Source organism: Alteribacillus persepolensis, assembly GCF_900099605.1.
Classification (GTDB): domain Bacteria; phylum Bacillota; class Bacilli; order Bacillales; family Marinococcaceae; genus Alteribacillus; species Alteribacillus persepolensis.
In genome coordinates, this window is record NZ_FNDK01000012.1 from 67444 (window position 1) to 79233 (window position 11790).

General features: G+C 41.8%; 13 protein-coding genes and 1 riboswitch. Of the genes, 4 read left to right on the top strand and 9 right to left on the bottom strand.

Features of this window, described 5'->3' with window-relative positions; translation table 11 throughout:
• Positions 1-798: 798 nt before the first annotated feature.
• The 9 genes from BLT18_RS10720 to BLT18_RS10760 form a co-directional block, all read right to left on the bottom strand.
• Positions 799-1812 (bottom strand): ThiF family adenylyltransferase, encoded by a 1014-nt coding sequence (locus BLT18_RS10720; protein WP_091273871.1) that lies wholly within the window; start codon positions 1810-1812, stop codon positions 799-801.
• Positions 1812-2579 carry a thiazole synthase gene (locus tag BLT18_RS10725; RefSeq protein ID WP_091273803.1) on the bottom strand — a complete coding sequence of 256 codons (768 nt, stop codon included), beginning with the start codon at positions 2577-2579 and terminating at the stop codon, positions 1812-1814. Before BLT18_RS10725 ends, BLT18_RS10720 begins: the two co-directional genes overlap by 1 nt.
• Before the next feature lie 4 nt (positions 2580-2583).
• Positions 2584-2787: a sulfur carrier protein ThiS gene (gene thiS, locus BLT18_RS10730; RefSeq protein ID WP_091273804.1), complete on the bottom strand. Its 204-nt coding sequence runs from the start codon at positions 2785-2787 to the stop codon at positions 2584-2586.
• Positions 2771-3922 (bottom strand): glycine oxidase ThiO, encoded by a 1152-nt coding sequence (thiO, locus tag BLT18_RS10735; RefSeq protein WP_091273805.1) that lies wholly within the window; start codon positions 3920-3922, stop codon positions 2771-2773. The genes thiS and thiO overlap by 17 nt, the downstream gene beginning before the upstream one ends.
• Positions 3906-4523 carry a thiamine phosphate synthase gene (locus BLT18_RS10740; protein ID WP_175487471.1) on the bottom strand — a complete coding sequence of 206 codons (618 nt, stop codon included), beginning with the start codon at positions 4521-4523 and terminating at the stop codon, positions 3906-3908. Before BLT18_RS10740 ends, thiO begins: the two co-directional genes overlap by 17 nt.
• A 149-nt stretch (positions 4524-4672) precedes the next feature.
• Positions 4673-4781: riboswitch (TPP riboswitch) on the bottom strand.
• Positions 4782-4873: 92 nt separating this feature from the next.
• Positions 4874-5626 carry a FixH family protein gene (locus tag BLT18_RS10745; RefSeq protein ID WP_175487472.1) on the bottom strand — a complete coding sequence of 251 codons (753 nt, stop codon included), beginning with the start codon at positions 5624-5626 and terminating at the stop codon, positions 4874-4876.
• A gap of 32 nt (positions 5627-5658) precedes the next feature.
• Positions 5659-6558 carry an AEC family transporter gene (locus BLT18_RS10750; protein WP_091273816.1) on the bottom strand — a complete coding sequence of 300 codons (900 nt, stop codon included), beginning with the start codon at positions 6556-6558 and terminating at the stop codon, positions 5659-5661.
• Positions 6559-6761: 203 nt separating this feature from the next.
• A complete protein-coding gene (locus tag BLT18_RS10755; RefSeq protein ID WP_091273818.1) occupies positions 6762-8234 on the bottom strand; it encodes a potassium/proton antiporter in 1473 nt (490 codons plus the stop codon).
• 15 nt (positions 8235-8249) lie between these two features.
• Positions 8250-8795, bottom strand: a complete 546-nt coding sequence (locus BLT18_RS10760) for a tyrosine-type recombinase/integrase (protein WP_091273820.1) — start codon at positions 8793-8795, stop codon at positions 8250-8252.
• 171 nt (positions 8796-8966) lie between these two features.
• Here BLT18_RS10760 and BLT18_RS10765 point away from each other — a divergent pair, with 171 nt between their 5' ends.
• From BLT18_RS10765 to moaC, 4 genes are all read left to right on the top strand, one after another.
• Positions 8967-9296, top strand: coding sequence for an ion channel (locus tag BLT18_RS10765; protein ID WP_175487473.1), 330 nt, complete (start codon positions 8967-8969; stop codon positions 9294-9296).
• Between the two features lie 59 nt (positions 9297-9355).
• On the top strand, positions 9356-9847 hold the full coding sequence (thiW, locus tag BLT18_RS10770) for an energy coupling factor transporter S component ThiW (RefSeq protein ID WP_091273824.1): 492 nt from the start codon (positions 9356-9358) through the stop codon (positions 9845-9847).
• An 89-nt stretch (positions 9848-9936) separates the two neighbouring features.
• Entirely contained in the window at positions 9937-11250 is a 1314-nt protein-coding gene (locus tag BLT18_RS10775) for an NCS2 family permease (RefSeq protein ID WP_091273826.1), read from the top strand.
• Between the two features lie 31 nt (positions 11251-11281).
• On the top strand, positions 11282-11767 hold the full coding sequence (gene moaC / locus BLT18_RS10780; RefSeq protein WP_091273828.1) for a cyclic pyranopterin monophosphate synthase MoaC: 486 nt from the start codon (positions 11282-11284) through the stop codon (positions 11765-11767).
• Positions 11768-11790 lie beyond the last annotated feature (23 nt).

Sequence of the window (11790 nt, forward strand, 5' to 3'; positions counted from 1 at the left end):
AAATATTGCTTCCTTGCAGCATGGAAAAGGACTTCCCCTTCACAACACGGTCTTTGTGCTTTCCATGTGTTCTCATTGTACCCAATTTCATCACGTGACAATCACAAGCTGTTTCTACCATACCGTAACAACATGAACATTCATTCCTGCCGTTTAATCACTTATATGTCGTGACATAAGCACAGCTCATCATAAATCACGATGCTAGACACTGCCTGACAGCATGAGCAAATACCCCTGGCTGTTCTGCCATCTGATTACTTTCTTAAAGCAGGCACAATGAATGAAATATCTATCACCTAAGCCAGTCTCGCAATGTGTGAAATCAAGGCACTTCTTTTGTTTTGCTATTGATGTCATAGCATTTGATTGCCTTTACTTCTTTACTAAGTATCCATCGCAGACGCACCATGACCTTGTTTGCACAGACAAAGAACGACAGCCGCAACCTCCATCTTTGTCAGCCGCATTCATAGCCGCATCATGGCCTTCATCTTTGATATGGATGTCATATATCCCACTGTTGGTCTCTATCCATCATTCTATTCTGTTTCTTCATTAATAGATGAAACCATAAAAGAACGTATCATGTTCTATCTAGTTTCGCAAACCAAATCCTATTGCAATATGTGTGCTGCACGGTAAGAAACGATGATTATCACTCATCCCCTGAAAATTGTAGCATATCCGTTTTATCAACATAGCTTATTCATGATTTTTTACAAAATTTAAATATTCCCTTCTGATCAAAGAACGACGAAAAGAGCGGTACATATGGGTGTCCGCTCTTCTCTCCTTCTAACCGCCTATATACTTTTGATAAAAGGTACGTGCTGCTTCTTTCTCATTTATTCCGTGTATAATGGCTCGGCCATCTTTAAATATCACAACGCGTTTGCCTTCCACGTTTAAAACAAGTAAGTAGTTGTTATCTATTGCTACGTTGGAAGCATATCTTTTTTTCAAATCAGGCAAAGAAAGGTATTGCTGCTTGGCTGGTCGAACTTGTACAGCATCACGTCCGCACAACACTTCCGTTTTAGATCGGTTTCTATAATCTAAAAACGGATGCGACGCATCTTTTCCACAAGACGGACAGTCCGTTTTCTTTAAGCTGCTCACATCCAGCGAAGAAGATTCATTGTCCCATAGGTTAAACGATACAAGTTTTCGATGTAAGGAAGACCAACTTTCCGTTAAAATTTTTAATGCTTCTGTCGTTTGATACACACTTACCATTTGTACAGCTGGAGCAATGACACCAACCGTGTCACATGTCTCCCCATCTAACGGAATGTCTTCTGTTAAGCAATGTAAACACGGCGTTTCATGAGGAATCACTGTATAACTAATTCCATAACTGCCGACACAAGCCCCATAAATCCACGGAAGGTTGTGTTTTTGACACAAATCGTTAATAAGCATTCTTGTATCAAAATTATCCAAAGCATCGATCATTAAATCCGCCGGGAGTAAGTCTTCTAACGCAGCAGCATCTGCTTCCCCGGTAACACACGTTATTTCTACTTCACTGTTTATCATCACCAGCCGCTGTTTAGCAGCTTGTGCTTTAGGAATATGCTTGTCAGCGTCTGCTTCTGTATACAGCTGTTGTCGATGAAGATTACTAAATTCTACGAAATCTCTATCTATCATCGAAACTTTTCCAACACCTGCACGAACGAGCGTTTCTGCTGCCGCACTTCCTAGTGCCCCTGCACCAACAATGACCACGTGTTTAGACGACAACAATTGCTGGCCTTTCTTTCCAATACCATAAAAGCGCTCCTGCCTGTCATAGCGGTGGTCTATCAAAGCTGACCAAGCCCTTCAAGCGGACTGCTGGCCTGGGCATACCACTTTTTATCCATTCGTCCAGCCTCGTATCCTAAACGTCCCGCATGGACAGCATAATTCATTGCCTGCGCCATTTTAATCGGATCTTCTGCTTTAGATACTGCCGTATTTAACAGAATACCATCGGCTCCCAGCTCCATGGCATAAGAAGCGTCCTTGGGACTGCCGATTCCGGCATCTACAATAACTGGCACATCACTTTGTTCTATAATATGGGCCAAATTATATGGATTGATAATACCAAGACCGGTGCCAATTGGTGAAGCTCCAGGCATGATTGCGTGAGCTCCTAATTCTTGCAGGCGCCGAGCTAACACAACGTCATCAGAAGTATACACAAGCACGACAAATCCTTCTTTTAGCAGCATCTCCGCAGCTTTTAACGTTTCAACCGGATCTGGCAGCAATGTTTTATCACAGCCGATCACTTCAACTTTAATCATATCGCACATGCCCGCTGCCTGAGCCATTTTAGCAATACGCACCGCTTCTTCCGCTGTTTTTGCACCAGCCGTGTTGGGCAGCAGCTTAAATCCATTAAGATTCATATTTTCAAAGGGATCTGGCTGGCTGTCATCAAATATATTCATTCGTTTTACCGCGAATGTGAGAACTTCTGTCTCTGACACTTCTACTGCTTGCTTTTGTACGTCACCATCACTGTATTTTCCTGTACCTAAAAACAATCGGGAATGAAACGTATAAGGTCCTATCTGTAACATTTTATTATCCTCCTCCTACAAAATGAACAATCTCCAGCCTATCGCCGTCTTGGACAAGTTCTTCTCCATGCTGACCACTTTTTAAAATATTTCCATTTCGTTCAATGACTACTTTTTTATGAGCGATATCCAAATGCTGCAACAGTAATGACACTGTATTGGCTTGATCTGGCATTTCTTTTTCCGCACCATTAATAATGAGTTTCAACGACATTCTCCTTTCTATTTGATGTTGAAAATCGAAGAGGGGAAAATGCTTCTTCCCAGCCTTCCTTTGTATTTGTCCTATTTAGAAGGTCAGCCATCCATTTGCCTGTTATCGCAGACAACAAAATACCATTTCTGTAATGGCCAGCTGCTGCCCACAGGCCTTCTAGTGATGTTTCCCCTAAACATGGCAATCCATCTTTTGTCTGCGGCCTAATACCGCTCCACGCGCCCCTCCACTCAGCTCTCTGCAAGTCTGGCACGAGTGAAACAGCTTTTTCTAATAATGTCTGTACAGCGTGTGCCTGGACCTTTTTATCCATCGTGCCTTCTTGTTCGGTTGCTCCAATAATGCAGGACCCGTCTGCTTTCGGTACGATGTAGAAGTCTGCAGCATGAATGGTATTGGTAATCACTGGTTTCTCAGGCATCACAGCCAAAGCTTCACCTTTTACTGGAACCATTGCAGGAATATGAGCTTCTGCTCCTGGAAGAACATTCGACCACACTCCGCCTGCCAACACGATATGGTCCGCGTACAAATTTCCTGCCGATGTCTGCACTCCGACGGCTGTGTTGTTCTGTATTAATAACTGTAAGGCCTGAGTATATTCGTAAATATCCGCTCCATTTAAACTGGCTGCTCTAGCAAACGCCTTGGTTAATTCGTATGCTTTTACTTGTCCATCTAAAGGAATTGAAAGTGCGCCTTTCACGTCTCCTTGAATGGCCGGTTCTTTTTCATATACATTTTTTTGTTCTAACCAGTCTGCCTGCTCGCCCGCTTGCTGTTGAAAAGACAATACATCATACAAATGGCCCGCTTCTTCTTCGGTCTGTGCTATTTTCAGCATACCATTTTTTACAAAAGATACAGAAATTCCTGAATCTTCTTCTAACTCAGGGACCAGCTCAAAAAACAGCTGCCGGCTGGCTCGGGCAAAATCAAAAAAGGGACCTTGTTTCTTTATTTCCACTTGTGCCCCCAGCATGCCAGCGGCTGCTCGAGACGCTTCGGCTCCTACTCTTGTTTTTTCTAAGACAGCGACACTGCATTTCTTTTTTGCCAGTTGATAGGCAATAGAGCAGCCATTTACGCCGCCTCCGATAACGAGAACATCATACGTTGTTTTCATAACCCGCCCCCTCTTTTAATGCTTTCTTATATGCTTGAGCCTGCTTTAGTGGATTGCTTGCCTCATAAATACCAGACATCACCGCTATCCCCTGTGCTCCTTGCTCTATACATTGCGGCACATTGATTGGTGTGATTCCCCCTATAGCAATCACCGGACAAGAGACAGACTCAGCAACTGCTTGCAGCAGGTGCAGCCCTCGTGGTGCAGCACCAGGCTTACTCTTCGTAGCGAAAATGTGTCCATAAAACAAATAGTCTGCACCGGCAGCGGCTTTATCCAGCGCACTTTGTTTACTGTGGACTGAAACACCTACCCTGCTTCTCTGGTATATAAAAGGATAAAAGGAATACTTTTCTGGAAAATGGATTCCTCCTAACTGATATTGAGCAGCTATCTGCGGCCTGCTGTTCACGATAATTTTATCTGCTGGCACACCTTCTGTCAGTAATTGGCTGACCGCATACCTGACTTGGTTTTCATCCCAGCTCTTTTCACGAATATGCAAAAAATCGACCTCGTCCTTGATAAGAACAGACCGCTCTAACCACTCCGCCAAAGACTGGCGTCCTGTCGAAACAGCATGTAAAAATCGTTTCATGATGCTCTCCTTTTTCATTTACCTGTTTATTAGGAAAAGGACATTTGCTTTCGTCTGACAAAAAGAACGCTTATCTCAAGTACGCTAGCGGCGAATATAAAAAACCGCTTTCCTAAAAAAAAGGAAAGCGGCTGGCGTCAAATATATTACAACCATTCGCTCCACTTTCCTCCGCTGGTGTCAGCCAGTTCAGGTTCTGAGGGTTTTAAAGGTTCACTTTAATCTCAGCCTTTCTATAAGGCACCCCTAGTGGTAAAAATATCATTTTAAAAAATTGTAAAACATGCACACGACAATTGTCAATCCATTTTTTAACAGCCGGTGCTCATCGAACCAACAGGTGGATATTATTATTTCACTGTAACTAACTTGTCCACATGTTCGTGCAAATCCTCACCATTTTCAATGTGTATCGTAATAAAATAGTCCCCTGGACTTTCGAAGGTGTGTACAGCAGTATACATGTCACCGCTTTCTTCAGTATCGAGCCACTGTCTCGTGTCATCACCTTTTTGCCAGATTTCAAGCCGGACTCTCGCATCTTCAATGGGACTGCCTTCATTTGCCACTTGAAACGTTAGTTCAAGTTCCTCCTCTGCCTGTAACGATGATGGTGAAACTAGTTCGGCTGTGACGGGAGCACCATGCTCATGTCCTGCATGTATATCTTCTTCTTTAACTTCTGCATCCTCTATCTTTCCTGATTCGCTGACGATAATTTCTTCTGTCGGCATACTGTGCATTCCTCTAGCTGTCACGTGTGCTGTCACATAATACGTACCAGTTTCTGCAAATGCATGTTCAATCACATATTGATGATTGGCTGGCTCTTCTGCTGGTATTTCTTCGCTTTCTGCCTTCTGTTCTTCTTTCCAGATTTCAAATAGTACTTCATCTGCATCTGTAACTGTTTCTCCTGCTTGGGTGACAGATGCACCAATTTCAACGCTCTCCTCTGGACTTACCGCTTCATCCATATCAATTTCTACGTCTATCGGCTCGCTGGACTGTTGAATGTCGTTCGTTTCCTCTGTATCACCATCTGTTTGCCCGCAAGCACCAATGAACAGCACAGCCCCTAAAAAAACACTTATTTTTTTCAACCTTTTCACCTCTTTTATCATTCGTACGCATGTCACACTCCGAGAATAAACAGCAGCAGCCATAACGACGGAACACTTAATACCGTCGTCACTAACGTAATACTTGATACAAGAGTCGGACTCGCTTCAAATTGCACCGCAATCATTGCAATCGTTGCAGCAGTAGGCATCGCTGTAGCTACAATCAGTACTGTGCTTAATGTGGAATTGGTTTGTAAGAGAACAGTGATGCCATAGGCAACAAATGGAGAAACCACCAGCCTTAGCATTGTACCAATACTAACGAGCTTCCATTCCATGGATTTAATAGATATTCTTGCCAGCTGCATCCCTAAAATAACCATGACCACAGGAATCGCGGCATTGGCCAGCATATCAACAGCATCCATGTATGTACCTTGAATATCAACAGGAAGTCTTTGCAGCAGCACCCCTAAAACCATGGCATAAAATGCTGGCATCTTCAGCACGACATAAAAAGCATCTTTTGCCGTTAAACTGCTTCGATTGGCTAAATAAACCCCTACTGTGCTCATTAATATAGATTGTACTACCATAAAAATGATGGAGTATGCAAAAGCTGTCTCTCCAAAAGCAAACAAAATTAATGGAGCCCCGTAATTCCCAGAATTCATGAAGGTTACCGCAAGCTCCATCCCGCTCGTATCTTTGTCATTCCATTTCAACACAAATGACAGCAAACGGTTAATGAGCAGCATAACAAGTAAAAACAAAAGCGCAAATACAGCAATTTTAAACAAGTCAACATCCAGCTCGGTTGTATAAAACGTTTGAAACACAAGAGCTGGTGTCAAGATGTAAAGTGCAACCGAAGACACGGCACGCACGTCTACTTTTTGTTTTTTCTCCAGCCAAAACCCTGTTAAGAAAATCAGGATAATTGGTATTAAAACGTTCATTAAAATTTCCATTCCTTATCACCTTCACATGCCTGTTACCAACTACATCTATGTAGATAACTAGAAAAACCCGGCGTATTGCCGAGCCCTACTCTCTTGTTTGGCAGCCTGTTTTTCAGTACTTTTTCGATAACAAAAGAAAAGAAAGCAAACGCGCTGAACGTTTCGCCTTCTTTTTTTATTTTATCACAATGTGTATATAGAACGAGAAAAAATTAATACTTATGCTTTAACATTTTGCGTAACTTGTTTTTCTCTTTACGAGACACGAGAATATATAAAAAATCGTCTTCCTTAATTTCTGTTTCACCATACGGGGTAACTAAGTTTTCGTCCCGAACAATCGCACTAACCAGCACAGAGTCTGGGAATTCAATATCTTGCAGCTTTTGCCCTACGATTGGTGTATTCTCATCCGTTTTGAATTCAATAATTTCGGCATTAGCCTTTCCAATCGATATTAATTCTAACGAATGATGCGGCGTTTCTTTCTTCGGACCAGATAAACCTAATTTTTTAGCAACAAAAGAAAGTGATGATCCTTGAATAAGAGCTGATGTTAACACAATAAAGAAAACAACGTTAAAAATCATTTGTCCGCTTTCTACATCCGCCGAAATCGCAAATGTTGCTAAAACGATCGGAACTGCACCGCGAAGACCTGCCCAAGACAAGAAAATTTTCTCGTTAAGCGTGTATTTCATACCGATGGTTGACAAAAATGTCGCAACCGGACGGGCCACTAGAATTAAGACAGCCGATAATAACAAGCCGCTTCCAATAACAGACGCTGACAAAATTTGCTCTGGGAACGCTAAAAGACCTAAGATAATAAACATTAATATTTGAGCCATCCAAGCAAACCCTTCGTTAAACCGGAAAATGGAATGGCGGTACGTTAATTCCGAATTACCGATAATAAGTGCAGCTACATAAACTGCTAAAAATCCACTCGCATTTAACAAAGACGCGGCACTGTACGTTAACAGTGCAAAAGAAAGCGTAAAGATAGGATACAGCCCACTCGAATCCAGATTGATGTGATTAATAGATATGGAAGCAACTTTTCCAAGAAGAAGGCCAATAACTAATCCGATCCCCATTTGCCAGAAAAACGAACTAAACAACAGCCAGTAATTCGGTTCTGTTAATGTAATGAGTTCAATAAACGTCAACGTTAAAAACACAGCCATCGGATCGTTTGTCCCTGATTCTGCCTCCATCGTAGCCCCGACTTTTGTGCTTATATTCCTCTCTTTTAAAGAAGCAAATACGGCCGCCGCATCGGTTGAACCAACAATTGCGCCTAATAAAAGTGCCTCTATCCAAGGTAAACCAACAATATAATGTGCGGTAAAACCTACAATAAGTGATGTTAACAGCACTCCTGCTGTGGCCAGAGAAACAGACGGCCACACAACTTGGCGGATGGTCGACCATTTTGTTTGCATACCGCCTTCAAACAAAATGATGACAAGAGCGATAATCCCGACGAGTTGAGCCTGCTCTGCATTATCAAAATAAATAATACCCAGCCCATCACTTCCAATGAGCATGCCGACTAATATAAACAACACAAGCGAAGGCATGCCAAGCCGGGAGGAAAACTTGGTGACACTTACACCAACGATCAAAAGGAGAGCAGCCAATAATACAAAATAATCTATATCAAAACTACCAACAAACAATAAACATCCTCCTCTCTATAAATGGACATCTAGATGAGGTTTGACTTCTTCTTTATTAATACCGATATACCGCAATGTTTCAGCCGGTGTGCTGTGAAAAAACCGCTTTTGTATCAATGATAGTGCAATACCTTTTTTATAAGCGTGGTAACCAAAGGTTTTACGAAGTGTATGGGGGCCGATTTTTTCTTTCAGCCTGGCATTAACTGCTGCTTGATTCATGACGCGGTATGCTTGCTGCCTGCTAATAGCCGTATGTTTTCTTGAGGACTGGAACAAATATTGCTCTAATGCAGGACGTTCATTCTCATAATGCCATTCTAGTGCTTGTTTGACTTTTCCATTTAAATAAACATCTTGTTTCGATAGTGATAAAAATGATTTCGGCTCCCCGTTTTCTTCATACGCGTCTTTAACTAGAACGGACAACAGCTCGCTGATTCGCAGTCCTGTATTAATACCCATCACAAATAACAAATAATTTCTGCTGGACTGCTTTTTTAGCTCGTGCTTTAACATATCGATAACTTCTGTATCCGTTATCGGTTTAACATACTCCATTCCAGCCATCTCCTTAGTTACAAAAACCATTATATATCTCATATTATGTCACCTTATATTGTAACATAACCTGTTTTAAAAGTCTGAAAATACGCATGAAGACTTAAATCTGCATCATGATTGACCGGGTTGTCCCATAAAATAAGAGAGTTAAAGATGAGGTGTATGTATATGAAATTTTCAATCCAACAATGGAAGGCCTTTTTCTTTTTAATCATGGTCTTTATGAACTTAGCCGTTACGTTTGCCTTTATTTATATTATTTTAGAAGTCACTGGTATGGGGCATGTTATTGACCATTATGATCAACACCATAATCTTTCCATTGTTACATTTGTGTGGAAATCCATTTATTTTAGTGTCATCACTATGGCCGCGGTTGGCTATGGTGATGTAACCCCTGTCGGCTACTCTCAAGCGGTTGCTACGTTTCAGTCCATCATCGGTTACTTGTTCCCCATCATACTCGTGTTTATTCTTTCATCAAAAGACACACCGTAATTGATATTTGATGGAATACGTATTTCTTGAGATAGTTATAGCAGGAGGGAACATACACGATGAAGACAAAAAAATTATCCTATACCGCACTTTTTATCGCTCTTGCTACTGTCACCAGCCCCTTTGTATCTATTCCTATCGGGTTTGCCAGGATTTTTCCTGTACAGCATTTTGTTAATGTTCTATCCGCTGTGCTGCTTGGGCCAGGGTATGCTGTCATGCAGGCATTGGGGACATCCATATTACGAAACCTATTTGGCACAGGTACTATTTTCGCTTTTCCCGGAAGCGTTGTTGGAGCATTATGTGCGGGTGTTATGTATCGCTATACGAAAAAATTAGCACTCACAAGTGCTGGAGAGATGATTGGCACAGGTATTATCGGAGCATTATTAACATATCCTCTGGCACTCCTTCTTCTTGGAGAAACAACCGCTCTGTTTGCGTTTGTCCCTTCGTTTCTACTAAGTGCCATTGCAGGCGGCCTTCTTGCTTATGGTTTGTTAAAAACATTTGAACAACGCGGCATTTTAGAACGTTTCCGTTCATGAAACGATAAATCCCCCCTTGTAAAACGACCAAAAAACGAATATTATAGAGAATGGCTTTTTAAAAGTTCGTTTTTACAAGGTGGTCAACAATGTTAGAAAAACTTTTTAGACTTCGACAAAACCATACCAACGTAAAGACGGAACTGCTGGCTGGATTAACGACGTTTTTAACAATGGCTTATGTTATTGTTGTAAACCCAGTTATCTTGTCTGATGCTGGTGTTCCGTTTGAACATGTCTTTATGGCAACGATTATCGCAACAGTCATTGGGACCTTATGGATGGCATTGTTTGCTAATTATCCAATCGCCATTGCACCTGGCATGGGATTAAACGCGTACTTTGCTTATTCGGTTGTTGGTGCTAATGATCAAATTAGTTATGAAATTGCGTTTGGCGCTGTATTTGTTTCGGGGATTTTGTTCATCCTCCTGTCTCTTACACCGTTTCGAGAAAAGTTAATTGAGGCTATTCCTGACAATTTAAAGTACGGGATTACTGCAGGTATCGGCCTATTCATCGCTTTTATCGGCCTTCGAATGAGTGGGTTAATTGTTGGTGATCCTGAAAATTTGGTAGGGCTTGGCAATTTGCAATCCCCTCAAGTTATTTTAACGCTAATCGGTCTAGGAATTACGATTGCTTTAATGGCCATGAATATCAACAGTGCATTGTTTTTAGGAATGTTGATTACAGGCATTCTCGCCTTTTTCACTGGCCATTTAAGTTTTGAAGAAGGATTTGCTTCGCCCCCTCCTAATCCAGAATGGTTTATTTTTGGCTCTCCTATCCAAGCTTTTATTGATGTCTTTCAATATGGCTTATATGCGGTAGTATTTTCATTTTTGCTCGTGACCATATTTGATACAACCGGTACGATGATTGGAGTAGCTGAACAAGCAGGCCTCATGAAAGGGAACAAAATGCCTCGCGTCCGCCAGGCGCTTCTTGCCGATTCCGTCGCTAAAACGGCCGGGTCCATTTTTGGAACAAGTCCGACCAGTGCATACGTTGAATCATCTTCAGGGGTCGCAGTAGGCGGCAGAACAGGATTAACTACTGCCACCGTTGCACTGTTATTCGTGTTATCTGTCTTTTTCAGCCCAGCCATCAGTGCTGTTTCAGGGCTCCCGGCAATCACGTCTCCAGTGCTTATTATCGTGGGAAGCCTCATGTTAGGAGCGGTATCTAATATCAAATGGGACTCCTTCGACGAAGCCTTCCCAGCTTTTCTCGTCATTATTACAATGCCTTTAACGTCAAGCATTGCTACTGGTATTGCGTTTGGATTTATATCTCATCCACTCGTGAAACTGGCTCAAGGCAAAGGAAAAACCGTACATCCGCTTATCTATGTTTTTGCTGTGTTATTCTTATTACAGTTAATATACTTCCCGCATTAAGGAAGAATAAAATGCCAAAGGGTGGATGTTTATGACAGAATTCACGCACTTTAATGACCAAGGCAGAGCTAAAATGGTTGATACGACAGATAAACAAGAGACAGTGCGAGTGGCTAAAGCTCGCTCAAGTGTCACCGTATCAAAACAAGTATATGATCAGATCATAGAAGGAACGAATAAAAAAGGAGACGTTTTTGCTGTTTCACAAGTTGCTGGTATTATGGGGGCCAAAAATACGCCAGATATTATTCCGATGTGCCATCCTTTGTTGTTAAACGGTGTGGATATTACATTTGAATGGGAAATCACTGAAGACAAGCAATATACCATCATTATCACTTCTGAAGTGAAAGTAAAAGGCAGTACAGGAGTAGAAATGGAAGCTTTAACTGCAGCCTCTGCTGCTGCATTAACTATTTACGATATGTGTAAAGCAGTTGATAAAGGGATGGTTATTGGTCCCACTTACTTATTAAAAAAAACCGGAGGCAAAAACGGTAATTATGAAAGAGAATAGCGAAAAACCAGAGCGTATCCACT

Excerpts from the sequence above, each read along its gene's own strand:
- BLT18_RS10765 (WP_175487473.1), top strand. The coding sequence starts at position 8,967 with ATGAAATTTTCAATCCAACAATGGAAGGCCTTTTTCTTTTTAATCATG.
- thiO (WP_091273805.1), bottom strand. The coding sequence starts at position 3,922 with ATGAAAACAACGTATGATGTTCTCGTTATCGGAGGCGGCGTAAATGGC.
- BLT18_RS10775 (WP_091273826.1), top strand. The coding sequence starts at position 9,937 with ATGTTAGAAAAACTTTTTAGACTTCGACAAAACCATACCAACGTAAAG.
- BLT18_RS10725 (WP_091273803.1), bottom strand. The coding sequence starts at position 2,579 with ATGTTACAGATAGGACCTTATACGTTTCATTCCCGATTGTTTTTAGGT.
- moaC (WP_091273828.1), top strand. The coding sequence starts at position 11,282 with ATGACAGAATTCACGCACTTTAATGACCAAGGCAGAGCTAAAATGGTT.
- BLT18_RS10740 (WP_175487471.1), bottom strand. The coding sequence starts at position 4,523 with ATGAAACGATTTTTACATGCTGTTTCGACAGGACGCCAGTCTTTGGCG.
- thiW (WP_091273824.1), top strand. The coding sequence starts at position 9,356 with ATGAAGACAAAAAAATTATCCTATACCGCACTTTTTATCGCTCTTGCT.
- BLT18_RS10750 (WP_091273816.1), bottom strand. The coding sequence starts at position 6,558 with ATGGAAATTTTAATGAACGTTTTAATACCAATTATCCTGATTTTCTTA.
- BLT18_RS10760 (WP_091273820.1), bottom strand. The coding sequence starts at position 8,795 with ATGGAGTATGTTAAACCGATAACGGATACAGAAGTTATCGATATGTTA.